The 24,230-nt window shown below is 55.2% G+C and carries 22 protein-coding genes; 20 read left to right on the plus strand and 2 right to left on the minus strand.

The genetic code is table 11. The features are described 5' to 3' along the window. The 5 genes from mepA (at position 1) to N7922_RS07845 (ending at position 4,818) form a co-directional block, all read left to right on the plus strand. Positions 1–825 (plus strand): penicillin-insensitive murein endopeptidase, encoded by an 825-nt coding sequence (mepA, locus tag N7922_RS07825; RefSeq protein WP_263099989.1) that lies wholly within the window; start codon positions 1–3, stop codon positions 823–825. Continuing rightward, on the plus strand, positions 825–1,637 hold the full coding sequence (locus tag N7922_RS07830; RefSeq protein WP_263099990.1) for a sulfite exporter TauE/SafE family protein: 813 nt from the start codon (positions 825–827) through the stop codon (positions 1,635–1,637). The genes mepA and N7922_RS07830 overlap by 1 nt, the downstream gene beginning before the upstream one ends. Further along, entirely contained in the window at positions 1,634–2,173 is a 540-nt protein-coding gene (locus N7922_RS07835) for an elongation factor P hydroxylase (protein ID WP_263099991.1), read from the plus strand. The genes N7922_RS07830 and N7922_RS07835 overlap by 4 nt, the downstream gene beginning before the upstream one ends. Positions 2,174–2,200: 27 nt before the next feature. Further along, positions 2,201–2,479: a YfcL family protein gene (locus N7922_RS07840; protein ID WP_061493876.1), complete on the plus strand. Its 279-nt coding sequence runs from the start codon at positions 2,201–2,203 to the stop codon at positions 2,477–2,479. A gap of 269 nt (positions 2,480–2,748) precedes the next feature. Then, on the plus strand, positions 2,749–4,818 hold the full coding sequence (locus N7922_RS07845) for an ATP-binding protein (protein ID WP_263099992.1): 2,070 nt from the start codon (positions 2,749–2,751) through the stop codon (positions 4,816–4,818). A gap of 3 nt (positions 4,819–4,821) precedes the next feature. On the opposite strand, the gene mnmC is transcribed toward N7922_RS07845, so the two are convergent. After that, positions 4,822–6,822 carry a bifunctional tRNA (5-methylaminomethyl-2-thiouridine)(34)-methyltransferase MnmD/FAD-dependent 5-carboxymethylaminomethyl-2-thiouridine(34) oxidoreductase MnmC gene (mnmC, locus tag N7922_RS07850; RefSeq protein WP_263099993.1) on the minus strand — a complete coding sequence of 667 codons (2,001 nt, stop codon included), beginning with the start codon at positions 6,820–6,822 and terminating at the stop codon, positions 4,822–4,824. A gap of 155 nt (positions 6,823–6,977) precedes the next feature. Here mnmC and fabB point away from each other — a divergent pair, with 155 nt between their 5' ends. The 3 genes from fabB to N7922_RS07865 all read left to right on the plus strand — a co-directional run bounded on the left by fabB (position 6,978) and on the right by N7922_RS07865 (position 11,137). After that, positions 6,978–8,192, plus strand: coding sequence for a beta-ketoacyl-ACP synthase I (gene fabB, locus N7922_RS07855; protein WP_263099994.1), 1,215 nt, complete (start codon positions 6,978–6,980; stop codon positions 8,190–8,192). 211 nt (positions 8,193–8,403) lie between these two features. Beyond that, on the plus strand, positions 8,404–9,585 hold the full coding sequence (locus N7922_RS07860) for an MFS transporter (protein WP_263099995.1): 1,182 nt from the start codon (positions 8,404–8,406) through the stop codon (positions 9,583–9,585). A gap of 121 nt (positions 9,586–9,706) precedes the next feature. Then, entirely contained in the window at positions 9,707–11,137 is a 1,431-nt protein-coding gene (locus N7922_RS07865; protein WP_263099996.1) for a 6-phospho-beta-glucosidase, read from the plus strand. A gap of 55 nt (positions 11,138–11,192) precedes the next feature. Here the strand turns inward: N7922_RS07865 and flk are convergent, their stop codons facing one another. Then, on the minus strand, positions 11,193–12,200 hold the full coding sequence (gene flk, locus N7922_RS07870; protein ID WP_263100858.1) for a flagella biosynthesis regulator Flk: 1,008 nt from the start codon (positions 12,198–12,200) through the stop codon (positions 11,193–11,195). Positions 12,201–12,310: 110 nt separating this feature from the next. Here flk and pdxB point away from each other — a divergent pair, with 110 nt between their 5' ends. The 12 genes from pdxB to hisJ all read left to right on the plus strand — a co-directional run bounded on the left by pdxB (position 12,311) and on the right by hisJ (position 24,168). Beyond that, positions 12,311–13,447, plus strand: a complete 1,137-nt coding sequence (gene pdxB, locus N7922_RS07875; protein ID WP_263099997.1) for a 4-phosphoerythronate dehydrogenase PdxB — start codon at positions 12,311–12,313, stop codon at positions 13,445–13,447. A gap of 64 nt (positions 13,448–13,511) precedes the next feature. Then, positions 13,512–14,525, plus strand: a complete 1,014-nt coding sequence (locus N7922_RS07880; protein WP_263099998.1) for an aspartate-semialdehyde dehydrogenase — start codon at positions 13,512–13,514, stop codon at positions 14,523–14,525. Further along, complete coding sequence (gene truA / locus N7922_RS07885; RefSeq protein WP_263099999.1) at positions 14,525–15,337, plus strand: tRNA pseudouridine(38-40) synthase TruA; 813 nt, start codon at positions 14,525–14,527, stop codon at positions 15,335–15,337. The genes N7922_RS07880 and truA overlap by 1 nt, the downstream gene beginning before the upstream one ends. A gap of 27 nt (positions 15,338–15,364) precedes the next feature. Then, complete coding sequence (locus N7922_RS07890; protein ID WP_263100000.1) at positions 15,365–16,024, plus strand: DedA family protein; 660 nt, start codon at positions 15,365–15,367, stop codon at positions 16,022–16,024. A gap of 103 nt (positions 16,025–16,127) precedes the next feature. Further along, entirely contained in the window at positions 16,128–17,042 is a 915-nt protein-coding gene (gene accD / locus N7922_RS07895; protein ID WP_263100001.1) for an acetyl-CoA carboxylase, carboxyltransferase subunit beta, read from the plus strand. Between the two features lie 69 nt (positions 17,043–17,111). After that, positions 17,112–18,380, plus strand: a complete 1,269-nt coding sequence (gene folC, locus N7922_RS07900) for a bifunctional tetrahydrofolate synthase/dihydrofolate synthase (protein WP_263100002.1) — start codon at positions 17,112–17,114, stop codon at positions 18,378–18,380. Continuing rightward, positions 18,370–19,086: a cell division protein DedD gene (gene dedD, locus N7922_RS07905; protein WP_263100003.1), complete on the plus strand. Its 717-nt coding sequence runs from the start codon at positions 18,370–18,372 to the stop codon at positions 19,084–19,086. Before folC ends, dedD begins: the two co-directional genes overlap by 11 nt. Positions 19,087–19,351: 265 nt before the next feature. After that, the gene (gene cvpA, locus N7922_RS07910; protein ID WP_061493889.1) at positions 19,352–19,840 is read left to right on the plus strand and encodes a colicin V production protein; all 489 of its coding nucleotides are present in this window, start codon (positions 19,352–19,354) and stop codon (positions 19,838–19,840) included. Between the two features lie 33 nt (positions 19,841–19,873). After that, complete coding sequence (gene purF / locus N7922_RS07915; protein ID WP_061493890.1) at positions 19,874–21,391, plus strand: amidophosphoribosyltransferase; 1,518 nt, start codon at positions 19,874–19,876, stop codon at positions 21,389–21,391. Positions 21,392–21,484: 93 nt separating this feature from the next. Continuing rightward, on the plus strand, positions 21,485–22,066 hold the full coding sequence (locus N7922_RS07920) for a UbiX family flavin prenyltransferase (protein WP_263100004.1): 582 nt from the start codon (positions 21,485–21,487) through the stop codon (positions 22,064–22,066). Positions 22,067–22,339: 273 nt separating this feature from the next. Further along, positions 22,340–23,122, plus strand: a complete 783-nt coding sequence (gene argT / locus N7922_RS07925) for a lysine/arginine/ornithine ABC transporter substrate-binding protein ArgT (RefSeq protein ID WP_061493892.1) — start codon at positions 22,340–22,342, stop codon at positions 23,120–23,122. Positions 23,123–23,385: 263 nt separating this feature from the next. After that, positions 23,386–24,168: a histidine ABC transporter substrate-binding protein HisJ gene (hisJ, locus tag N7922_RS07930; protein WP_263100859.1), complete on the plus strand. Its 783-nt coding sequence runs from the start codon at positions 23,386–23,388 to the stop codon at positions 24,166–24,168. The last annotated feature ends 62 nt before the right edge of the window (positions 24,169–24,230 follow it).

Here is a 24,230-nt window from a genome sequence, read left to right on the forward strand (position 1 = left end):
ATGAACAACACGGCAATTGCGCTGTTTGCGCTGCTGATAAGCGCCGCCGCCACGGCGGCAACCCCCTGGCAAAAGCTGACTCACCCCGTTGCCGGTAGCCCACAGTCTATTGGCGCATTCGCCAATGGCTGCATTGTCGGCGCGCAGGAATTGCCGCTGCAGGCGGATAATTATCAGGTGATGCGTACCGATCAGCGCCGCTATTTCGGCCACCCTGATCTGGTGTTGTTTATTCAGCGCCTGAGCAACCAGGTGCACAATCTGGGAATGGGGACGGTGCTGGTCGGGGACATGGGAATGCCTGCCGGTGGGCGCTTTAACGGCGGCCACGCCAGCCATCAATCCGGCCTGGACGTGGATATCTTCCTGCAACTGCCAAAAGCGCGCTGGAGTACCGCGCAACTGCTGAAACCGCAGGCGCTGGATCTGGTCTCCCGCGATGGTAAGCAGGTGGTGCCTGAGCTCTGGAAGCCGGAAATCAGCAGCATGATCAAACTGGCGGCGCAGGATAACGACGTGACGCGTATCTTCGTGAACCCGGCTATCAAGCAGCAACTCTGCCTGGACGCGGGCACGGACCGTGACTGGCTGCGTAAAGTGCGCCCGTGGTTCCAGCACCGTGCGCATATGCATGTGCGTCTGCGCTGCCCGGCAGACAGCCTCGAGTGTGAAGATCAGCCGCTGCCGCCGCCCGGCGATGGATGTGGCGCGGAATTGCAAAGTTGGTTCGAACCGGCGAAACCCGGCAGCACCACGCCTGAGAAAAAGACGCCGCCGCCTTTGCCGCCGTCTTGCCAGGCTCTACTGGATGAGCACGCATTGTAATGGAAACCTTTCAACAACTGTTTATGGTGTCACCGCTGGTCATGGTGGCGCTTTTTTTTGTCGCATTACTGGCCGGGTTTATTGATGCGCTGGCGGGGGGAGGCGGGTTACTGACGGTTCCGGCGCTGATGGCAGCGGGGATGTCTCCGGCACAGGCGCTGGCGACGAATAAATTGCAGGCCTGCGGCGGTTCGATCTCCGCCACGCTCTATTTTATTCGCCGTAAAGTGGTGAACATTGCCGATCAGAAACTCAATATTCTGATGACCTTTATCGGCTCCACGACCGGGGCATTGTTGGTACAACACGTGCAGTCCGATGTGCTGCGCCAGATCCTGCCGGTGCTGGTTATCTGTATTGGTCTTTACTTTCTGCTGATGCCAAAACTGGGCGAAGACGATCGCCAGCGTCGTCTGTACGGTCTGCCTTTTGCGCTGGTGGCTGGCGGTTGTGTTGGGTTCTATGATGGCTTTTTCGGCCCGGGCGCCGGTTCTTTTTATGCGCTGGCCTTTGTCACCCTGGCGGGGTACAACCTGGCGAAGTCCACCGCGCATGCCAAAGTGCTGAACGCGACCTCCAATATCGGCGGGCTGCTGCTGTTTATTATTGGCGGCAAAGTAGTGTGGGCTACCGGTTTTGTGATGCTGGCCGGGCAATTTCTCGGCGCGCGCATGGGCTCGCGCCTGGTGCTCAGTAAAGGGCAAACGCTCATTCGCCCGATGATTGTGATTGTCTCGGCGGTGATGAGCGCAAAACTTCTCTATGACAGTCACGGCCAGGAGATCCTCCAGTTTCTGGGGGTGAACGTATGACTCATCACTACCAACAGTTGATTGATATTTTTGATAGCTGCTTTGCAGACGATTTTAATACCCGTCTGATTAAAGGCGACGACGAACCGATCTATCTTCCCGCAGACGCGGATGCGCCTTACAACCGCATCGTCTTTGCCCACGGTTTTTACGCCAGCGCGCTGCATGAGATTTCGCACTGGTGCATTGCCGGTGCGGAGCGCCGCAAGTTGGTGGATTTCGGTTACTGGTACTGCCCGGATGGCCGCGATGCCGCGACTCAGGGGCAGTTCGAAGATGTTGAAGTGAAACCCCAGGCCTTTGACTGGTTGTTTTGCGTGGCGGCGGGCTTTCCGTTTAACGTCAGTTGCGACAACCTGGAAGGGGATTTCGAACCGGATCGTATTGTTTTTCAGCGCCGTGTCCATGCGCAGGTGATGACTTACCTGGAACAGGGCATTCCTGCCCGTCCGGCGCGGTTTATCAGCGCATTGCAGGACTATTATCAGACGCCGCCTTTTGCGGCAGAACAGTTCCCGTGGCCAGAAGACCTGTAAGGCCATGTTTTCAAAAGAGGAAGAGAGATGATCGCGGAGTTAGAATCACGCATTCTGGCGTTAATTGACAATATGGTGGAAAGCGCCAGTGATGATGAGCTGTTTGCCGGCGGTTATCTGCGCGGGCATTTGACGCTGGCGGTGGCCGATCTTGAAAGCGGTGAGGACCACTCGCACGAAGCGGTGTACGCCAAAGTGACCCACAGTGTGGAAACCGCCATTCAGGCGGGCGAACTTTCGCCACGCGATCAGGCGCTGGTGCTTGGCATGTGGGAAAACCTCTATCAGCAGGCGAAAGCGCACTAAGTCTGTTTTACCCTCTCCTGACGGGAGAGGGATCCTCTTTTTACAACAACAGATCTTTTCACTCCCCGTGTCGTTGATTTCATGTCGGTCTACTTGCGGTCATGAAATATCCTAAATTCCGGTTGCCAACATTGAACTCATCATCGGCCGGGCCTAGAGTCATTTTTATTATTGTTTACTTTTAGCGTGAAACGGGTGTCCATCATTCCGGATATCATCTTTGCAGGAAGGTAAAACGCTTCCTGCAGCGATAGCCGATAGGGGAAATTATGTCTCTGTATTCCGGAATCGATGCATTTTCTCAGCACGATGATAATAACGATGAGAGTGACTTTTATCGCTGCTTATCGCGAATTGATCTGCTGTTTCAGCAAGTATATTTACAGCGAAATGAAGTGGTTCCTGCGTATTTTTCGCCATTCTTCTTCCCTGCAAAGATACAGAGTGCGTACTTCAACGATCCATACGACGCTCCTGCCTGGTTTGCGTTTACTCCTCTCCCGGACTCGCGCGAGGCGCTAACGACGCGGCTTAAGAGACTGATTGAACAGTTTGATTTAACATTGTTTGAGCGGGATCTTCTTCTCGTTTGTTTATTGCCACGACTGAGTACGCATTATAATGCATTGCCAGACAGCGGAATAAAAGAAGGGGTAAGTGATAAATTACTCATGCAAATGTTTTCATCCGCACAAACGGAATATCAATTATTACTTTCAGCATTACACCCTTCATCACCGCTATTCCAGTTCTCTTTATTACTTAAAACAACAGTTAATGAAAATAAAATACCTACCACATTTTATATGTGCAGCGAATCGGTATGGCATTTTCTTTGCGGTAATGGCTCCATGGCGAAGTATCGCTATCCTTATCCTCAGCCTGTGGAAACCGATGCGATGACCTTGTATCCGGTTACTATCAGTGAACAAATTTGTTGTTTATGCCTGAATCCGGTGGGGGAAACACCGCCGGTCATTGTTCTGGATGGATGTGCGCTGGATGGTCGTGAAAATGGGCTGGCCAATATTCTGGCGCAACACCAACGTGCGTTATGGCGTCTGGATATCTGCGATCTGGATAATGTGGTGGAGCCGCAGCAACAGCAGGTGATTGTGGACATAATTCGTGACGCGCTGATGGATAATGCTGGGGTGGTATGCGTGCGCTGGGCTGATGCCGGGGCGGCGAAAAAGCATGTTGTCAGTGTGCTTGAACGGTTATTACCCCAGGTCCGGTTGCCTTTATTCTTCTTAACGGATTCGACAGCTGAAAGCCCGTTATTCCACACGCTACCCAGTATTCATTTTTCCGTACCGTGCCCGGATGCCATGGCGAAAAGCAAATTATTGCAGATGGCGTGGCCCCGGCAGAGCGTTAGCGAAAATCAACGGTTGCAGACACTGGCGGAGCGTTATGCATTTAGCCTGGCCGATATCTCATTGTTGATTGCCGAAGCGGATTATTACCGGCAGATAAGGGGTCAAGATGCGTTATTAGGCGCAGGCGATCTGCAAAAAACATTGCTGTACCGGTCTCGTAAAAATTTCGGCAATTTGGCCCACCGCATAACGCCTGTTCGAACTTTCGACGATATTGTGCTTTCGCCTTCAGTGAAAAAACAAATGGAGGAAATTCTGGCAGCCATCAGGCTGAGGGAAAGTGTGACAATCAAACATTTTGCCCATAAAACCGGCGGGAAAAAGGGGTTAAGTGCCTTGTTTTATGGCGAGCCCGGGACCGGAAAAACGTTGGCTGCGGAAGTATTGGCACAGCATCTCGATACGGACCTTATTAAGGTGGATCTCTCCGCGGTCGTCAGTAAATACGTGGGGGAAACGGAAAAAAACCTGTCGCTGGTTTTTGATCTCGCGGAAACAGACAGTGGAATATTGTTCTTCGATGAAGCGGATGCTTTGTTCGGTAAACGCAGTGAAAGTAAAGATGCCCATGACCGGTATGCCAATATTGAAGTCTCCTACCTCCTGCAACGGCTGGAAAACTATCCCGGGTTTGTGATCCTGGCGACCAACCATCGTGGGCACCTCGACACGGCTTTTAGTCGGCGGTTCACCTTTATCACGCACTTTACCTACCCGGATGTGACTCTGCGCACGCAAATGTGGCAGGCTATATGGCCAGCCACACTGGCGCTTGCGGAGGATGTGGATTTTGCCGAGCTGGCTATTCGTGGCAATCTGACTGGGGCAAGCATTTGCAATGTGGCGTTACTGGCCGCAGTGCTTGCGGCAGATGAACAGAGCGATAAGATACAACTGCGTCATATCGATCATGCCATCCGGCGCGAGCTCAATAAATTGGGGCGGTTGCCCCTTTGATCCTTATTTTACCGCTTTGCCCTTCAATAACTTTCTCACCCATAACCGGTTCGGATTCATTGCCGCCAGCGTGTCGCCATCCAGCGGGATCGGCTCATCGCTCATCTGCGATGCCAGGATTTCCGCCGCCAGCGGGGCGCTGCATAAACCGCGCGAGCCGAGAGCACCTAACATAAACAACCCGTCATAAACGGGCGCGCTGACGGCGTTTTCCGGCGCTTCGGCAAGTTGTGCGTAGACGGCCAGCGTGGCGTCGTAATCAGCAACGTTGCCAACCATCGGCAAGTGATCACGCGTGGCGCAACGCACGCCGCAACGGGCTTCTCCGTCGTTGACGTCCACCTCTTGTGCCCACGGAGCCTGCGGGAAGCAGTCCAGCAAGCGCTGGCGATTTTGCTGTTGATCCGCTTCGCTATACGCAGCCTGCGCCTGCCCGCGATGGTAACTGGCACCGATGCAGTGATGATGATTAAGCGGGTTTTGCGGCGTCAGATAACCGTCGTAACAGAGCACCTGTCGCAATTGCCCAAGTGCAGGCGTGGTCGGAATATGGCTGACCTGCCCGGCAACCGGATAGACCGGCAGGTGTTCCGTCTGCGCAAACTGGTTGATGCGGTGCCCGTTAGCCAGCACCACTACCGCATGTTGCTGTACCTCGCCGTGGCGAAAATGCAGTTGCCAGCCATTATCCGCAGGCGTGAGCTGCTGTACGTCATGTTCGTAGCGCACCTGCAAACCCTGTTCACAGGCCAGCGCGATCGCTGCCGCCGTCAATTGAGCCGGGCAGAGCCAGCCGCCAGCCGGATAGGTGATGCCGCCACAGCCGGTGTCAACGCCGGTCAGTGTCTGAACGGTTAACGCATCAACACTGTGAGCCAGCGCACTCGGTAGATCCAGCGTCAGCATTTGATCTATTTTCTGCTGGCTTTTCTCATCCCAGCCCAGTTGCGTTACACCGCACCACTGGTGGTCAAACGTGACTGGCAGAGCATCGTAAAGTCGGCGAGCAAAGGTAAAGGCGGCGGGGAAGAAGTGCGCCAGTGCCGGATCATGCGCGCTAAGCAGCGGGTAAAGCGCCCCCTGGCGGTTACCGGATGCGCCTTCTGCCGGAACACTGTCGGCGCAGTAGAGCGTCACCTGCCAGCCACGGCGCAACAACGCCAGCGAGAGCAGGGCGCTGGCTACACCGCCGCCAATCAGTGCCGCTTCGCGCGCACGGGCGGCGCTTCGGGCAAACCACGGCGCTCGGGGCGTGGAGGTAAGCGTCTGTTCCATCACCCCGGTCAGCATTTCGCGCTTACGGCCAAATCCCTTGCGCTTGTGCATGGCAAACCCGGCTTCCTGTAGACCACGACGTACAAATCCTGCAGACGTGAATGTCGCCAACGTCCCGCCAGGTCTGGCGAGGCGCGCCATGGCCTGAAACAGTTCCGGGGTCCACATATCCGGGTTTTTCGCCGGAGCGAAACCGTCGAGGAACCAGGCATCCACGCGCTGGTTTAACGAATCGTCCAGCTTATCTGTCAGCGTGTTGATATCGCCGAACCAGAGATCCAGCGTAACGCGCCCCTCATCAAGCAACAAACGGTGGCAGCCCGCAAATGGCAGCGGCCACTGCGCCTGCAACTGCTCCGCCCAGGGGGCAAGCTCTGGCCAGTGGGCATGGGCTTTACACAGGTCGTCTGCGGTCAGCGGAAATTTTTCAAAACTGATGAAATGTAATCTTTCCAGGGTAGCGTCGGGGTGTGCTGCGCGAAAGGCCGCGAACGCCTGCCACAAGGTCAGGAAATTCAACCCGGTGCCAAACCCGCTCTCCGCCACGATAAACAGCGGGCGGGGATGCTCCGGAAAACGCTGTTCAAGCTGGTTGCCGCCGAGAAAAACATAACGCGTCTCTTCCAGCCCGTTATCATTAGAGAAGTAGACATCGTCGAAATCTCGGGAAACAGGTGTACCCTCAGCGTTGAATTCGAGGTTGGCGGATTGTATAGCGGTTTGTTTCACGTAAGTTACTCGTCCATCAGGCAGTGGCACGATCTTAACGGTCGTCAAGGAAAGGCGCAAATTTCCTCACAAATTGTCTGATCGGACTTGTTCGGCGTACAAGTGTACGCTATCTTGCGACACGAAACTTAATTAGTGCGACTTAGGGGTATTGAATGAAACGTGCAGTGATTACTGGCCTGGGCATCGTTTCCAGCATTGGTAACAACCAGCAGGAAGTCCTGGCATCTCTGCGTGAAGGGCGCTCAGGGATCACATTCTCTCAGGAATTCAAAGATTCCGGCATGCGCAGCCACGTATGGGGCAACATTAAGCTGGACACGACCGGTTTGATTGACCGTAAAGTGGTTCGTTTCATGAACGATGCCTCTATCTATTCCTATCTCTCCATGCAGCAGGCGATTGAAGATGCTGGCCTGAAAGACGAGGTTTATCAGAACAATCCGCGCGTGGGCCTGATTGCCGGTTCTGGCGGTTCTTCTAAATCTCAGGTCTTCGGCGCTGACGCAATGCGTAGCCCGCGTGGCTTGAAAGCGGTCGGCCCGTATGTGGTGACCAAAGCGATGGCGTCTGCGGTATCCGCTTGTCTCGCAACGCCGTTCAAAATTCACGGTGTGAACTACTCGATCAGCTCTGCATGCGCCACGTCTGCGCACTGCATCGGTAACGCAGTAGAACAGATCCAACTGGGCAAACAGGACATCGTTTTTGCCGGCGGTGGCGAAGAGCTGTGCTGGGAAATGGCCTGTGAGTTCGACGCAATGGGTGCACTCTCCACCAAATACAACGAGACGCCGGACAAAGCTTCCCGTACTTATGACGCGCACCGCGATGGTTTCGTTATCGCCGGCGGCGGCGGTATGGTCGTGGTTGAAGAGCTGGAACACGCACTGGCGCGCGGCGCGCATATCTATGCAGAAATCGTCGGTTACGGCGCAACGTCCGATGGCGCTGACATGGTGGCTCCGTCAGGCGAAGGCGCAGTACGTTGCATGAAGATGGCAATGCACGGCGTGGATACGCCGATCGATTACCTGAACTCCCACGGTACTTCCACGCCGGTTGGCGACGTGAAAGAACTGGGCGCTATCCGCGAAGTGTTCGGCAACAACAGCCCGGCAATCTCTGCGACCAAAGCGATGACCGGTCACTCCCTGGGTGCTGCTGGCGTACAGGAAGCCATCTACTCACTGCTGATGCTGGAACACGGCTTTATCGCGCCGAGCATCAACGTGGAAGATCTGGATGAGCAGGCTGCTGGCCTGAACATCGTGACCAAACCGACTGAGGCAGCGCTGACGACGGTCATGTCCAACAGCTTCGGTTTCGGCGGCACAAACGCCACGCTCGTTATGCGTAAACTGAAATAACCCTAAGCAAATGGATACAGGGAGCCTTAGGCTCCCTTTTTTTATGCGTTGACAACCTGTCGCTGCGGCAGGCAAACTCCACCCCGCAACATTATCACCGCGATAATGCGTAAGCGTTTAACGTTATCCAACGCACCTTAATCCTGACACTCAGGTAGAGGGGGCGTGGGCACTTCCAAATCCCGCCTTACTCTGCGTTATGGAGTAATGCATGTCTGTAGAAACACACTCTGTTCGTTCCTCTTCAGCGAATGTCTCGCTGTTTCGCATCGCTTTTGCGGTATTTCTGACCTATATGACCGTCGGGCTGCCGTTACCGGTGATCCCGTTGTTTGTGCACAATGAGCTGGGCTATGGCAACACCCTGGTCGGCATCGCCGTTGGTATTCAGTTTCTTGCTACCGTGCTGACGCGCGGCTATGCCGGCCGCCTGGCGGACCAGTTTGGCGCTAAGCGTTCAGCGTTACAGGGGATGTTTGCCTGTGCGCTGGCGGGTGTTGCCTGGTTGCTGGCCGCGCTATTGCCGGTGGAGTCGATGGTGAAATTCGCGTTGTTGGTTGTCGGGCGTCTGATCCTGGGGTTTGGCGAAAGCCAGTTGCTGACTGGCACGCTGACCTGGGGCATGGGGCTGGTGGGGCCTGCGCGTTCCGGCAAAGTAATGTCGTGGAATGGCATGGCGATTTACGGTTCGCTGGCCGCCGGGGCGCCGCTGGGGTTGTTGATCCACAGCCATTTTGGTTTTGCGGCTCTGGCGGCAACCACCATACTGTTACCGTTTGTTGCCTGGGCGTTTAACGGCAGCGTACGCAGCGTGCCAGCGCATCCCGGCAAACGCCCGTCGTTATGGAGCGTCGTGGGGCTTATCTGGCAGCCGGGCCTGGGGCTGGCCTTGCAGGGCGTGGGGTTTGCGGTAATTGGTACGTTTGTCTCGCTCTATTTCGCCAGCCAGGGCTGGCCGATGGCCGGTTTTACCCTGACGGCTTTTGGCGGTGCATTTGTGCTGATGCGCATCCTGTTCGGCTGGATGCCGGACCGTTTCGGCGGGGTGCGGGTCGCCATTGTCTCTTTGGTGATTGAAACCATTGGCCTGGTGCTGCTCTGGCAAGCGCACGGCGCGTGGATGGCGCTGTTGGGGGCGGCATTAACCGGTTGCGGTTGTTCGTTGATCTTCCCGGCGCTGGGCGTCGAAGTGGTAAAACGCGTGCCGCCACAGGTACGAGGGACGGCACTTGGCGGGTATGCTGCTTTTCAGGACATCTCGTATGCCTTTACCGGCCCGTTGACCGGTCTGCTTGCGACGTCTCTGGGCTATTCCTCGGTGTTCCTGGCCGGGGCGATCTCTGCGGTGACTGGCATCGTGGTGACGTTAATCGCTTTCTGTTCACATAAATAATTGCGTACTGACCACGCGGATTACTCTCTTTGCAACCGGTTTCACAAAACGCGACAGCGGTGATGTTATGTCACCGCTGGCTTGTTTATTCTTTCAGCACCATTAGCGAAAGGAGAGTGATATGCCCGGGTTTAAAGCGGATTTTTTATGGGGTGGTGCGGTAGCGGCACATCAGCTGGAAGGCGGCTGGAAAGAGGGCGGTAAAGGCGTCAGCGTTGCCGATGTTATGACCGCCGGCGCGCACGGCGTACCGCGCGAAATTACCGATGGCGTGCTGCCCGGTAAAAACTACCCCAACCATGATGCCATCGATTTTTACCATCGCTATAAAGACGACATTAAGCTGTTCGCAGAGATGGGGTTTAAATGCTTTCGCACCTCGATCGCCTGGACGCGTATTTTCCCGAAAGGGGACGAACAGGAGCCAAATGAAGCGGGGCTGCAATTTTATGATGACCTCTTTGATGAGTGCCTGAAATACAATATCGAACCGGTCATCACCCTTTCTCACTTCGAAATGCCTTATCACCTCGTCACCGAATATGGCGGCTGGCGTAACCGTAAAGTGATCGATTTCTTTGTGCGCTTCGCCAGCACCGTTTTCACCCGTTATCGCGGCAAGGTGAAATACTGGATGACGTTCAACGAAATCAATAACCAGGCCAATTACCACGAAGATTTTGCGCCGTTTACTAACTCCGGGGTGAAATATCAACCCGGTGAAGATCGTGAAGTCATCATGTATCAGGCTGCGCATTATGAGCTGGTCGCCAGTGCGCTGGCGGTGGAAGCCGGGCATAAAATCAATCCGGATTTTAAAATTGGCTGCATGATCGCTATGTGCCCGATTTACCCGTTAACCTGCGATCCCAACGATATGATGATGTCGGTGGTGGCCATGCACCGCCGTTACTGGTTTACCGATGTGCACGTGCGTGGCTATTACCCGCAACACCTGCTCAATTATTTCGCTCGTCGGGCATTTAAACTCGATATTACTGACGATGACCTGCAGATCCTGACGCGCGGTTGCGTCGACTATATCGGCTTTAGTTATTACATGTCCTTTGTCACCAAAGCGATGGAAGATAATCCACAGCTGGACTATGACGAAACCAAAAGCCTGGTGAAAAACCCGTATGTCAAAGCGTCGGACTGGGGCTGGCAAATTGATCCGGTTGGCTTGCGTTATTCGCTCAATTATTTCTACGACCTTTACCAGCTCCCGCTGTTTATTGTGGAAAACGGATTTGGCGCCATTGATCAGCCGGAAAGCGACGGTATCGTCAATGACCAGTACCGTATTGACTATATGCGCAACCATATCAGTGAAATGAAAAAAGCGGTGGTGGAGGATGGCGTCGATTTAATGGGGTATACGCCGTGGGGCTGTATCGATCTGGTTTCGGCGGGTACCGGCGAGATGAAAAAACGGTACGGTATGATCTATGTCGATAAAGACAATGACGGTAACGGTACGCTGGCACGCAGCCGGAAAAAATCGTTCTGGTGGTATCAGGATGTGATCAAACAAAACGGCGAGAATATTTAAGCTAAGCCGGATAAGTCTACAGGCCCGATACGCGTGAGCGCCATCGGGCCTTTTTTTAGCTCACCAGCCAGAACAGGAACGCGACGACCAGCAGCGCAATGAAGAACAATCCCGGTCGGGTGGAAATGGATTTAACCGTCTCGATAATTGGCGCGACAAAGGGGCTGTAGATCGGCTGAATATTGCGGATCTCCAGCGCTTCCGGCGAACGCTCGGTGCGGCGTAAAAACACATGATTGAGAATATCCTGCACTTGCGCCGTGGTCAGAACCGTTTGCGGCGTCGCCTGCCAGTTTTGCTGCGCATATTCCGTAATCGTGCGCATCTCGACGGGATCCAGCGGCTGTTTCAGCGCCGTTTGCACCGTGTGCAGCGTCGGCGCGGGGTGGGTGCTCAGCGTCTGGCGCGCCTGTAGCCACGTCATCAGCGGTGCGAAGTGTTTTGCCGGGATCAGTTCACCCGTTTTCACCCCGGACAGTTCCAGCATCGACTGCCAGATAAGTTTCCCGGATTCGCCTGTCGCTGCCGCCAGTTTGGTCACCGCCTGGTTAAGCGAATTGTGTTCCGCAGGCAGTAACGGGCGCTCGGTGGCCGGGCGCTGTTGCGGTTGCGGAATGGCGATCTGGTTGTTTTGCAGCATCGTCAGCACGGTTTTCAGTTGCTGCGGCGTCAGTTGGCTGAGTGCCGTCTGACCAAACTGCTGGCGAATAAAATCGCTCACCGCCTGGCGGTTATTCCCCTGGCCCAGCAGTTCGGTCAACTGCGAGATTATCTGCCGGGTGGTATGGTTTTGCGTGGCGGTTTCCACCCGCTGATTCAGATTTTGCTCCGCAGCCGGAAAGTGGCGGGAAAGCAGCGGCGCATCATTCTTCAGCCCTAAATCGTGTTTCACGCCAGCCCAGACTTCTGCGCTCTGTTGCTGCGTCAACGCGATCAGGCGAATAACCAGGCGTTCCAGCACCGTGCGTTGCACGCTGGACAAAGGTAGTTCACCGGGAACGCTGCCGGTTTGTAGCGGCTCCTGCCCGGGAGGGCGCGCGGGGGCACCCTGAATGGGTTGCATCATGAAAATCCTCTTACTCTCGCGTGGCGTTGTCGGCATTGCGGGTATGCCTGGCCGCCAGATTATGGCACACTTGCGCGCTCAACTCCCGTTCTCAAACAGGTACTCTAGTGAAAATCCTCGTTGATGAAAATATGCCTTACGCCCGCGAACTTTTCAGTCGTCTGGGTGAGGTCAAAGCTGTTCCGGGGCGCCCGATCCCGGTGGCGGAACTGGCGGATGCCGACGCATTAATGGTGCGTTCCGTTACTAAGGTAAATGACGCCTTATTGCAGGGAACGGGGATCAAATTTGTCGGTACGGCAACCGCAGGTACCGATCATGTGGATGAAGCCTCGCTTCAACAAGCGGGCGTCGCATTTTCTGCTGCTCCCGGCTGCAATGCCATTGCCGTTGTGGAATATGTGTTCTCTTCACTGTTAATGCTGGCGGAGCGTGACGGCTTTGCGCTGAAAGATCGCACGGTGGGTATTGTCGGCGTGGGCAACGTTGGCGGCCGTTTGCAAGCCAGACTGGAAGCGCTGGGCATCCGCACGTTGCTGTGCGATCCGCCGCGCGCCGATCGCGGTGATGCGGGCGATTTCCGTAGCCTTGATGAGTTGGTGCGTGAAGCAGATGTGCTGACTTTCCATACGCCACTGTTTAAAGATGGCCCGTATAAAACGCTGCACCTGGCGGATGAGGCGCTGATTTCTCGCCTCAAGCCTGGCGCTATTCTGATTAATGCCTGTCGCGGACCGGTGGTGGATAATGCCGCGTTGTTGCAGCGACTACAGGCCGGACAGGCGCTGAGCGTGGTGCTTGACGTGTGGGAGCCGGAGCCGGATCTGAACGTGGCGTTGCTGGATCGCGTGGACATCGGCACGGCACACATCGCCGGTTATACGCTTGAAGGCAAAGCACGCGGTACAACGCAGGTCTTTGAAGCGTATAGTGAATTTATTGGTAAACGCCAGCAGGTGGCGCTGGATACGCTGCTGCCCGCGCCGGAATTTGGCCGCATTACGCTGCATGGCGGGCTCGATCAGTCAACGCTAAAAAGGCTGGTTCATTTGGTGTATGATGTGCGCCGCGACGATGCATTGCTGCGAAAAGTGGCAGGCACACCGGGTGAGTTCGATAAATTGCGTAAAAATTACCTTGAGCGCCGCGAGTGGTCATCACTGTTGGTTCAGTGTGATGACGCCAGCGCCGCTGCGTTGCTGCACCAACTGGGCTTCAACGCCGTTCATACCCCGGTACGTTAATGTCTTCTTAATGCTCCTTGTCGGAAAATCCGGCAAGGACGCTTTTTTTCTGGAGTAATTCACCATGTCTGAAGGCTGGAATATTGCCGTTCTCGGCGCGACTGGCGCTGTCGGAGAAGCCTTGCTCGAAACGCTGGCAGAGCGCCAGTTCCCGGTTGGCGAACTGTATGCGCTGGCAACAAGCGAAAGTGCCGGTGAGAACCTGCGTTTTGCCGGTAAAACCGTGCGTGTGGAAGACGCGGCTGAGTTTGACTGGACGCAGGCGCAACTGGCGTTCTTCGTGGCTGGCGCGCAGGCGTCCGCCACCTGGATTGACGACGCGACGAATGGCGGTTGTCTGGTTATCGACTCCAGCGGCTTGTTCGCTCTGGAGCCGGATGTGCCGCTGGTGATGCCGGATATCAACCCGTTTGTGCTGGCGGATTACCGCAACCGTAACATTATTGCCGTGCCGGACAGTCTGACCAGTCAGTTGCTGGCAGCGCTGAAACCGCTGATTGACGAAGGCGGGCTGTCACGTATTGCGGTGACCAGCATGCTGTCCGTTTCGCGTAACGGCAAAAAGGCCGTCGATGCGCTGGCAGGGCAGAGCGCCAAGCTGTTGAACGGTATTCCGATTGATGAGGATGACTACTTCGGTCGCCAACTGGCATTCAATATGTTGCCGTTGCTGACTGACCGTGAAGGCAGCGTGCGCGAAGAGCGCGTGATTATCGATCAGACACGTAAAATTTTGCAGGACGATGGGTTAATGATCTCCGCCAGTTGCGTACAGTCGCCGGTGTTTTACGGTCATGCGCAGATGGTGAACTTTGAAGCCCTGCGTCCGTTGGCGGCAGAAGAAGCCCGCGATGCGTTCGGTCGTTTTGACGATATTGCATTGTCGGAAGAGAACGACTTCCCGACGCAGGTGGGCGATGCTTCCGGCCAGGCGCATCTTTCCGTGGGCTGCGTGCGTAATGATTACGGCATGCCGGAGCAGATCCAGTTCTGGTCCGTGGCGGATAACGTTCGCTTCGGCGGCGCGCTGATGGCAGTGAAAGTCGCCGAAAAACTGGTGCAGGAGTATCTGTACTGATGCAGGACGAGCTGAAAGCGCCGGTCTACAAAATCGCGCTTGGCATTGAGTACGACGGTAGCAAGTATTACGGCTGGCAGCGTCAGCAGGAAGTGCGCAGCGTGCAGGAGAAGCTGGAAAAGGCGCTCTCGCAAGTTGCGGATGAACCGATCACCGTGTTTTGTGCCGGGCGTACGGACGCAGGCGTGCACGCAACCGGTCAGGTGGTGCATTTTGAAACCACTTCGCTGCGCAAACCGGCGGCCTGGACGCTGGGCGTAAATGCGAATTTACCTGGTGACATCGCGGTGCGTTGGGTGAAAGATGTCCCCGATGATTTTCATGCCCGTTTCAGCGCAACGGCTCGCCGTTACCGCTACGTCATTTATAATCATCGCTTGCGCCCGGCGGTGTTAGGCCAGGGCGTAACGCACTACTACCACCCGCTGGACGCAGAGCGGATGCATCGCGCCGCACAGTGTCTTCTCGGCGAAAATGACTTTACCTCGTTTCGCGCGGTGCAGTGCCAGTCGCGCACGCCGTGGCGCAATCTGATGCACATTAATGTCAGTCGTCATGGTCCTTATGTGGTGGTCGATATCAAAGCCAATGCCTTTGTACATCATATGGTCAGGAATATTGTCGGCAGCCTGATGGAAGTAGGCGCCCACAACCAGCCGGAGAGCTGGATAGCAGAGTTGCTGGCGGTAAAGGACAGAACGCTGGCAGCAGCAACGGCGAAAGCGGAAGGGTTGTATCTGGTGTCGGTAGATTACCCGCAGCGTTTTGACCTTCCCTCTATGCCAATGGGCCCGCTGTTCCTGGCGGACTAGTCGCAATTGAAAAAGGCATAAGCACATATGGACTTAATACGCTTTCTGATTGATTTCATCCTGCACATTGATGTTCACCTGGCTGAACTGGTGGCGCAATACGGCGTGTGGGTGTATGCGATCCTGTTTTTGATCCTGTTTTGCGAAACCGGGCTGGTGGTCACGCCGTTTCTGCCGGGGGATTCCCTGCTGTTCGTTGCCGGTGCGCTGGCGTCGCTGGAAACCAATGATCTGAATGTTCACACCATGGTGTTGTTAATGCTGATTGCGGCGATTGCCGGCGATGCGGTGAACTACACCATCGGGCGGCTATTCGGTGAGCGATTATTCAGCAACCCGAATTCGAAGATTTTCCGTCGTAGCTATCTTGATAAAACCCATCAGTTTTATGAGAAACACGGCGGTAAAACGATTATTCTGGCGCGTTTTGTGCCGATAGTGCGTACTTTCGCGCCTTTTGTCGCGGGCATGGGGCATATGTCTTATCGCCATTTCGCCATGTTCAACGTGGCGGGCGCGCTGCTGTGGGTACTCCTGTTTACCTACGCCGGGTATTTCTTTGGTACCATCCCGGCGATCCAGGAGAATCTTAAGCTGCTGATTGTGGGAATCATCGTGGTGTCTATACTTCCCGGTGTATTTGAGATTATTCGCCACCGTCGCGCCGCAGCGCGACAGGCAAAATAAGAACTCAACGGCGGTTCGACCACTTTTTTATCCCAAGTTGCGAACCGTTATGTTTTAATGTGCACCATTTATGGGCTACCAGGTTCATGTATAAAGGTTATCAATGAGCTGGATTGAAAGAATTAAGAGCAACATTACCCCCACCCGTAAGGCAAGCATCCCTGAAGGTGTGTGGACAAAATGCGATAGCTGCGGTCAGGTGCTGTACCGCGCCGAGCTGGAGCGTAACCTTGAGGTCTGCCCGAAATGTGACCACCACATGCGTATGACAGCGCGTAATCGCCTGCATAGCTTGCTGGATGAAGGTTCACTGGTGGAACTGGGTAGCGAGCTTGAGCCGAAAGACGTGCTGAAGTTCCGCGACTCCAAAAAATACAAAGACCGTCTGGCATCAGCCCAGAAAGAGACCGGCGAGAAAGATGCGCTGGTGGTCATGAAAGGCACGCTGCACGGCATGCCGGTTGTTGCTGCGGCGTTTGAGTTCGCCTTTATGGGCGGTTCAATGGGCTCTGTGGTTGGCGCGCGTTTTGTGCGCGCAGTTGAGCAGGCGCTGGAAGATAACTGCCCGCTGATCTGCTTCTCCGCTTCCGGCGGTGCGCGTATGCAGGAAGCGCTGATGTCGCTGATGCAGATGGCGAAAACCTCCGCTGCGCTGGCAAAAATGCAGGAACGCGGTCTGCCGTATATTTCTGTACTGACCGATCCGACCATGGGCGGTGTTTCCGCGAGCTTCGCTATGCTGGGCGATCTGAACATCGCTGAGCCGAAAGCGCTGATCGGTTTTGCCGGCCCGCGCGTCATTGAACAGACCGTGCGTGAAAAATTGCCGCCGGGCTTCCAGCGCAGTGAGTTCCTGATCGAAAAAGGCGCTATCGATATGATTATCCGCCGCCCGGAATTGCGCCTGAAACTGGCACGTATTCTGGCGAAGCTGATGAATCTGCCCGCGCCGGATCCGGACGATACACATGTTGGCACGGTGATCCCATCGGCGCCAGTTCAGGAAGGCGACGCCTGATAACACCGAAGGGCAGGGCCACCAGGCACTGCCCTTTTGTTTTTCAAACCGTACATATCAACGGGCATCATGGAAACTAAACGCATTCCGCAAGCCACGTCGCCCCTGGCCGCGTGGCTTTCTTATCTGGAAAATCTGCACAGTAAAACCATCGATCTGGGCCTTGACCGCGTAAGCCAGGTCGGGGCGCGTCTGGATGTGCTGCGCCCCGCGCCGTTTGTCTTTACGGTTGCCGGTACCAATGGCAAAGGCACCACCTGCCGTACGCTGGAGTCTATTCTGCTGGCGGCGGGCTATCGGGTGGGCGTTTACAGCTCCCCGCATCTGGTGCGTTACACCGAGCGCGTGCGCGTGCAGGGGGAAGAGCTTGCCGAATCCGCACACACGGAGTCCTTCGCGGAAATCGAAGCCGTACGCGGCGACATCTCATTAAGCTATTTTGAATTCGGTACACTCTCCGCGCTGTGGCTGTTTAAGCAGGCTGCGCTGGATGTGGTGATCCTTGAGGTCGGTCTTGGCGGCCGTCTTGATGCCACCAATATGGTGGATGCCGATGTTGCCGTGGTCACCAGTATTGCACTCGATCACACCGACTGGCTGGGGCCGGATCGCGAAAGCATCGGTCGGGAAAAGGCCGGCGTTTTCCGCTGTGGTAAACCCGCCGTGGTTGGCGAACCGGATATGCCGCACACCATTGCCGACGTGGCACAGGAAAAGGGCGCGTTATTAATGCGTCGCGGTGCGGAGTGGCGCTATACCGTTAATGCCGATGGCTGGAACTTTAGTGATGCGCAGGGCGACCTGACCAATTTGCCGCTGCCGCAGGTGCCGCAACCCAATGCGGCGACCGCACTGGCAGCGCTGCGGGCCAGCCAGCTACCGGTCAGCGAGCAGGCGATACGCGACGGGATCGCGAAGGCCATTCTGCCGGGACGTTTCCAGATTGTGAGCGAGTCGCCGCGTCTTATTCTCGATGTCGCGCATAATCCTCATGCGGCGGGCTACCTTGCCGGACGACTGGCGGCGCTGCCGAAGAAAGGGTGCGTGCTGGCGGTTATTGGCATGCTCCATGATAAAGACATCGCCGGGACGCTTGCCTGTCTGGAGCCGGTGGTCGATAGCTGGTATTGTGCCCCTCTGGAAGGGCCGCGCGGCGCAACGGCGGAGCAGCTGCTGGCGCATTTGACTTCTGGCCGCGCATGGCCGGATGTGGCGCAGGCCTGGCAGGCGGCAATGGCGGAAGCCGACGCCTGTGATACTGTGCTGGTGTGTGGATCGTTCCACACCGTAGCGCATGTGATGGAAGCGATGGACGCGGGGAGAACCGGTGGCAAGTAAGTTTCAGAACCGTTTAATGGGCACTATTGTGCTTGTCGCGCTCGGGGTGATCATTCTTCCTGGGTTGCTCGACGGGCAGAAAAAGCATTACCAGGATGAGTTCGCGGCGATCCCCCTGGTGCCGAAACCCGGCGATCGCGACGAACCCGATATGATGCCGGCTGCAACGCAGGCGCTGCCTGCCCAGCCGCCGGAAGGGGCTGCGGAAGAGGTGCAGGCAGGCGATGCGGCTGCGCCTTCACTGGATGCCTCCCGGCTTGCCGCCAGTGGCAATACCAATCCGGAAGTGACTACACCGCCGGTGACAAAACCTAAACCGGTTGAGAAACCGCAGCCAAAACCGCAGGCGCAGCAACAGACCCAACCGCAGACCACGCGTGATAAAACCAGCGAACAACTGGCGATGGCGAACGAAGAGCCTGCCGCGCCGCCAAAAGCGCAGGATGAGAAGCCAACGCCTACCGGCAAAGCGTATGTGGTGCAGCTCGGTGCGCTGAAAAATGCCGATAAGGTCAATGAAATCGTTGGTAAATTGCGTGGCGCAGGGTACCGCGTTTACACATCGCCGACCACGCCGGTTCAGGGTAAAATCACCCGCATTCTGGTCGGGCCGGACGCGTCGCGCGATAAGCTGAAAGGCTCGCTTAGCGAACTCAATCAGTTGTCAGGGTTAAGCGGTGTGGTAATGGGGTATACGCCGAACTAAGTGTTACGCCCCCTTAACCCGGCCCTCAGCCAACGTGGAGGGAGCGCCGCACGACCCGTTCCTCTCTCCTCCGGGGAGAGGGGCTGGGTGAGGGGGAAATAGCCTGAATAACGACCAAAGACAGGCCATCGGAACCGTGGCGTTGAATATTTTTTCAGCGCCATTTTTATTTACGCGCGGGAAGGAAATCCCTACGCAAACGTTTTCTTTTTCTGTTAGAATTCGCCCCGAACTGGACGACAGGGCGTAAAATCGTGGGACACATATGGTCTGGATTGATTACGCCATCATTGCGGTGATTGGTTTTTCTTGTCTGGTAAGCCTGATCCGCGGCTTTGTTCGTGAAGCGTTATCGCTGGTGACATGGGGCTGTGCTTTCTTTGTCGCCAGTCATTACTACACTTACCTGTCTGTCTGGTTCACGGGCTTTGAAGATGAACTGGTGCGCAATGGGATTGCCATCGCCGTGCTGTTTATCGCAACGCTGATTGTTGGCGCCATCGTTAACTACGTGTTAGGGGCGCTGGTGGAGAAAACCGGCCTGTCGGGTACAGACAGGGTGTTGGGGATCTGTTTTGGCGCGCTGCGTGGCGTGCTGATCGTCGCCGCCATTCTGTTCTTTCTTGATACGTTTACAGGCCTGTCGAAAAGCGAAGACTGGCAAAAGTCGCAGCTTATCCCGCAATTCAGCTTCATCATCAGATGGTTCTTTGACTATCTGCAAGGCTCGTCGAGTTTCTTGCCCAGGGCATAACCCCTGAGATGTGGCTTAACGAGGAAAAGACGTATGTGCGGTATTGTCGGTATCGCCGGTGTTATGCCGGTCAACCAGTCGATTTATGACGCGTTAACGGTGTTACAGCACCGTGGGCAGGATGCAGCGGGTATCATCACCATTGATGCGAACAACTGTTTCCGTCTGCGCAAAGCGAACGGTCTGGTAAATGATGTTTTTGAAGCCCGCCATATGCAGCGTCTTCAGGGCAACATGGGCATTGGCCACGTGCGCTATCCCACCGCTGGCAGCTCCAGCGCCTCGGAAGCTCAACCTTTTTACGTCAACTCCCCGTATGGCATTACGCTTGCGCATAACGGTAACCTGACCAACGCCCACGAGTTGCGTAAAAAGCTGTTTGAAGAAAAACGCCGCCACATTAACACCACATCTGATTCTGAAATTCTGCTCAATATTTTTGCCAGCGAACTGGATAATTTCCGCCACTATCCGCTGGAAGCAGACAATATTTTTGCCGCCGTTGCCGCCACTAACCGCCAAATCCGCGGTGCCTACGCCTGCGTGGCGATGATTATCGGCCACGGTATGGTTGCCTTCCGCGACCCGAACGGTATCCGTCCGCTGGTGTTGGGCAAACGTGATGTCGGTGATGGGCGCACGGAATTTATGGTGGCCTCTGAAAGCGTGGCGCTGGATACGCTGGGCTTTGAGTTCCTGCGCGATATCGCGCCGGGCGAAGCGGTGTACATCACCGAAAAAGGCCAGTTGTTTACCCGCCAGTGTGCGGATAACCCGGTCAGCAATCCGTGCCTTTTTGAATACGTCTACTTTGCGCGCCCGGATTCCTTTATCGACAAAATCTCTGTCTACAGCGCCCGCGTCAACATGGGCACAAAGCTGGGTGAGAAGATTGCCCGCGAATGGGAAGATCTGGATATCGATGTGGTCATCCCGATTCCGGAAACCTCCTGCGATATCGCGCTGGAAATTGCGCGTATCCTCGGTAAACCGTACCGCCAGGGTTTTGTGAAAAACCGTTACGTTGGTCGTACCTTTATCATGCCGGGTCAGCAACTGCGTCGTAAATCCGTGCGCCGCAAGCTGAACGCTAACCGCGCGGAGTTCCGTGATAAAAACGTCCTGCTGGTGGATGACTCCATCGTACGCGGCACCACTTCTGAGCAGATCATCGAGATGGCGCGCGAAGCCGGAGCGAAGAAAGTTTATCTGGCTTCCGCCGCACCGGAAATTCGCTTCCCGAACGTGTACGGCATTGATATGCCGACCGCGAACGAGCTTATCGCGCACGGTCGCGAAGTTGATGAGATCCGCCAGATTATCGGTGCTGATGGCCTGATCTTCCAGGATCTCAACGACCTGATTGATGCAGTACGTGCGGAAAATCCGGATATTCAGCAGTTCGAGTGCTCGGTATTTAATGGTGTCTACGTGACCAAAGACGTTAATCAGCAGTATCTCGACTATCTCGATTCCCTGCGTAATGACGATGCCAAAGCCGTACAGCGCCAGAACGAAGTGGAAAGCTTAGAGATGCATAACGAAGGTTGATCCTGTCGCGCCCCTCCGCCAGCGAGGGGCGCAATCTGTTGCAACGCCCTCTATAATCAGGCAAAGTTCTCGCACAAAAGAGGGGCGACAATCATGAAACGACTTATTGTGGGGATCTCCGGCGCCAGCGGCGCTGTCTACGGCGTGCGTCTGTTACAGGTGCTGCGCGATGTGGCGGAGGTTGAAACCCACCTGGTCATGAGTCAGGCTGCCCGTCAGACCCTCTCCCTGGAAACGGACTTTTCGCTGCGCGATGTGCAGTCACTGGCGAATGTGGTGCACGATGCGCGCGATATTGCCGCCAGTATCTCGTCCGGCTCATTTAAAACCGCAGGCATGGTTATTCTGCCGTGTTCGATTAAAACCCTCTCCGGCATTGTGCACAGCTACACCGACAGTCTGCTCACGCGTGCGGCGGATGTGGTGCTGAAAGAACGCAGACCTCTGGTGCTTTGCGTACGGGAAACCCCGCTGCACCTTGGTCACTTGCGTTTAATGACCCAGGCCGCTGAGCTGGGTGCGGTGATTATGCCGCCGGTTCCGGCGTTTTATCACCGTCCGCACTCCCTTGACGAGGTGATCGATCAGACGGTCAACCGCGTGCTGGATCAGTTTGCTATCGACCTGCCGCAGGATCTTTTTACCCGCTGGCAAGGGGGCGATGCTGCAAAATAGTGCGTTGCGGCTGGGTGTGCGCTTTTTTGGGGCAATTCTGCAAGCGCGATCATATCCTCAACATTTAATCCCTCTTTTCCCCGCTTAACGCTCCGGTTCGTTCGGCAGACCTGCTATCTTTCATCACTAAGGTGAATCTGCAACGTTTTATTAACAAATTTAACGCGGTAATTTATGCACTGCGGGAAACTGGCATAAGACATGCAAGGTAACTGGCAGCAACACACAACACAACGCAATACAAAATAAAAACAGAACACTTGAGGGTAATGTATGAAGAAGACGGTTCTCGCTCTGTCTTTAATGCTGGGTCTGTCCGCGACCGCCAGCGTTTATGCAGCGCTTCCCCAGACGGTGCGCATCGGCACCGATGCGACTTACGCGCCGTTCTCATCCAAGGATGCGAAAGGGGAGTTTGTGGGTTTCGATATCGATTTGGGTAACGAGATGTGCAAACGCATTCATGTGAAATGCACGTGGGTTGGGAGCGACTTTGACGCGCTGATCCCGTCACTGAAAGCGAAGAAAATCGATGCGATTATCTCTTCCCTCTCCATTACGGAAAAACGTCAGCAGGAGATCGCCTTCTCTGACAAACTCTACGCGGCCGATTCCCGTCTGATTGCGGCAAAAGGTTCGCCGATCCAACCGACGCTGGATTCGCTGAAAGGCAAGCACGTTGGCGTGCTGCAAGGGTCAACGCAGGAAGGTTATGCTAACGACAACTGGCGGACCAAAGGCATCGATGTGGTGGCGTATCAGAACCAGGATCTGATCTACTCTGACCTCGCTGCGGGTCGTCTTGATGCTGCGTTCCAGGATGAGGTCGCTGCCAGCGAAGGCTTCCTGAAACAGCCCGCCGGTAAAGGGTTCGCCTTTGCTGGCCCGTCAGTGAAAGACAAAAAATACTTTGGCGACGGCACCGGTATTGGTCTGCGTAAAGATGATACCGAGCTGAAAGCCGCGTTCGATAAAGCGTTTGCCGAACTGCGTAAAGACGGCACCTACGACAAGCTTGCCAAAAAATACTTCGACTTTAACGTCTACGGCGAGTAAGGCTGCATGGCCCGGGCTACCGGGTCTGAGGGAAAATGCACCACGTCAATTAAACGGCGTGGTGCAGAGATACGGTTGATGTCCTGTTATGGTGCATTGTGTGCGTCATAATGGTGCATGGATGCATAATTACGCATTCAGGATGCAAAAAAAGCCACCGTGCGGGCAGAATCTTTTGCCATGCCGGGGCATATGATGGCACGATAACGGCACCGTATTGTTCAGCTAATTCCCTTAGGAAAGACAGTCTGTTGAGGATAATGATGAAAAAACTGGTGTTATCTCTTTCTCTGGTGCTCGCTGTTTCCAGCGTTTCTACTGTGTTCGCCGCTATCCCACAAAAATTACGTATTGGTACCGATCCGACTTATGCGCCGTTTGAATCAAAAAATGCGCAGGGCGAATTAGTGGGTTTTGATATCGATCTGGCGAAAGAACTGTGCAAACGCATTAAAACGCAGTGTACGTTTATCGAAAACCCGCTGGATGCGCTGATCCCGTCGCTGAAAGCGAAAAAAATCGACGTCATTATGTCGTCGCTCTCCATTACGGAAAAGCGCCAGCAGGAAATCGCCTTCACCGACAAGCTTTACGCGGCGGATTCACGCCTGGTGGTCGCCAAAGATTCCGACGTTCAGCCGGAGCTGGATAAGCTGAAAGGCAAACGCATTGGCGTATTGCAGGGCACCACGCAGGAAACCTACGGCAACGTGAACTGGGCGCCGAAAGGTGTCGAAATTGTCTCCTATCAGGGGCAGGACAATATCTACTCTGACCTGACCGCAGGCCGTATTGATGCTGCGTTCCAGGACGAAGTGGCCGCCAGTGAAGGTTTTCTGAAAACGCCGCAGGGCAAAGCATATAAATTCGGCGGCCCGTCCATTAAAGACGAGAAGCTGTTTGGCGTCGGTACCGGCATGGGGCTGCGCAAAGATGAAAACGAACTGCGTGAAGCGCTGAACAAAGCGTTCGCAGAAATGCGCGCCGACGGTACTTACGAAAAACTCGCGAAAAAGTATTTTGATTTTGATGTTTACGGTGGCTAATCCCACCCGTGCTTAACGTGCGACCCCTCCCGCAGCGGGAGGGGAAAAGACACGGCAAACAC

The organism is Kosakonia sp. ML.JS2a (assembly GCF_025642095.1).
In the GTDB taxonomy this organism is placed as follows: domain Bacteria; phylum Pseudomonadota; class Gammaproteobacteria; order Enterobacterales; family Enterobacteriaceae.

Excerpts from the sequence above, each read along its gene's own strand:
- N7922_RS07840 (WP_061493876.1), top strand. The coding sequence starts at position 2,201 with ATGATCGCGGAGTTAGAATCACGCATTCTGGCGTTAATTGACAATATG.
- argT (WP_061493892.1), top strand. The coding sequence starts at position 22,340 with ATGAAGAAGACGGTTCTCGCTCTGTCTTTAATGCTGGGTCTGTCCGCG.
- N7922_RS07860 (WP_263099995.1), top strand. The coding sequence starts at position 8,404 with ATGTCTGTAGAAACACACTCTGTTCGTTCCTCTTCAGCGAATGTCTCG.
- N7922_RS07835 (WP_263099991.1), top strand. The coding sequence starts at position 1,634 with ATGACTCATCACTACCAACAGTTGATTGATATTTTTGATAGCTGCTTT.
- flk (WP_263100858.1), bottom strand. The coding sequence starts at position 12,200 with ATGCAACCCATTCAGGGTGCCCCCGCGCGCCCTCCCGGGCAGGAGCCG.
- accD (WP_263100001.1), top strand. The coding sequence starts at position 16,128 with ATGAGCTGGATTGAAAGAATTAAGAGCAACATTACCCCCACCCGTAAG.
- N7922_RS07890 (WP_263100000.1), top strand. The coding sequence starts at position 15,365 with ATGGACTTAATACGCTTTCTGATTGATTTCATCCTGCACATTGATGTT.
- N7922_RS07830 (WP_263099990.1), top strand. The coding sequence starts at position 825 with ATGGAAACCTTTCAACAACTGTTTATGGTGTCACCGCTGGTCATGGTG.
- folC (WP_263100002.1), top strand. The coding sequence starts at position 17,112 with ATGGAAACTAAACGCATTCCGCAAGCCACGTCGCCCCTGGCCGCGTGG.
- mepA (WP_263099989.1), top strand. The coding sequence starts at position 1 with ATGAACAACACGGCAATTGCGCTGTTTGCGCTGCTGATAAGCGCCGCC.
- cvpA (WP_061493889.1), top strand. The coding sequence starts at position 19,352 with ATGGTCTGGATTGATTACGCCATCATTGCGGTGATTGGTTTTTCTTGT.
- purF (WP_061493890.1), top strand. The coding sequence starts at position 19,874 with ATGTGCGGTATTGTCGGTATCGCCGGTGTTATGCCGGTCAACCAGTCG.
- N7922_RS07865 (WP_263099996.1), top strand. The coding sequence starts at position 9,707 with ATGCCCGGGTTTAAAGCGGATTTTTTATGGGGTGGTGCGGTAGCGGCA.
- N7922_RS07880 (WP_263099998.1), top strand. The coding sequence starts at position 13,512 with ATGTCTGAAGGCTGGAATATTGCCGTTCTCGGCGCGACTGGCGCTGTC.
- fabB (WP_263099994.1), top strand. The coding sequence starts at position 6,978 with ATGAAACGTGCAGTGATTACTGGCCTGGGCATCGTTTCCAGCATTGGT.
- N7922_RS07845 (WP_263099992.1), top strand. The coding sequence starts at position 2,749 with ATGTCTCTGTATTCCGGAATCGATGCATTTTCTCAGCACGATGATAAT.
- truA (WP_263099999.1), top strand. The coding sequence starts at position 14,525 with ATGCAGGACGAGCTGAAAGCGCCGGTCTACAAAATCGCGCTTGGCATT.
- hisJ (WP_263100859.1), top strand. The coding sequence starts at position 23,386 with ATGAAAAAACTGGTGTTATCTCTTTCTCTGGTGCTCGCTGTTTCCAGC.
- N7922_RS07920 (WP_263100004.1), top strand. The coding sequence starts at position 21,485 with ATGAAACGACTTATTGTGGGGATCTCCGGCGCCAGCGGCGCTGTCTAC.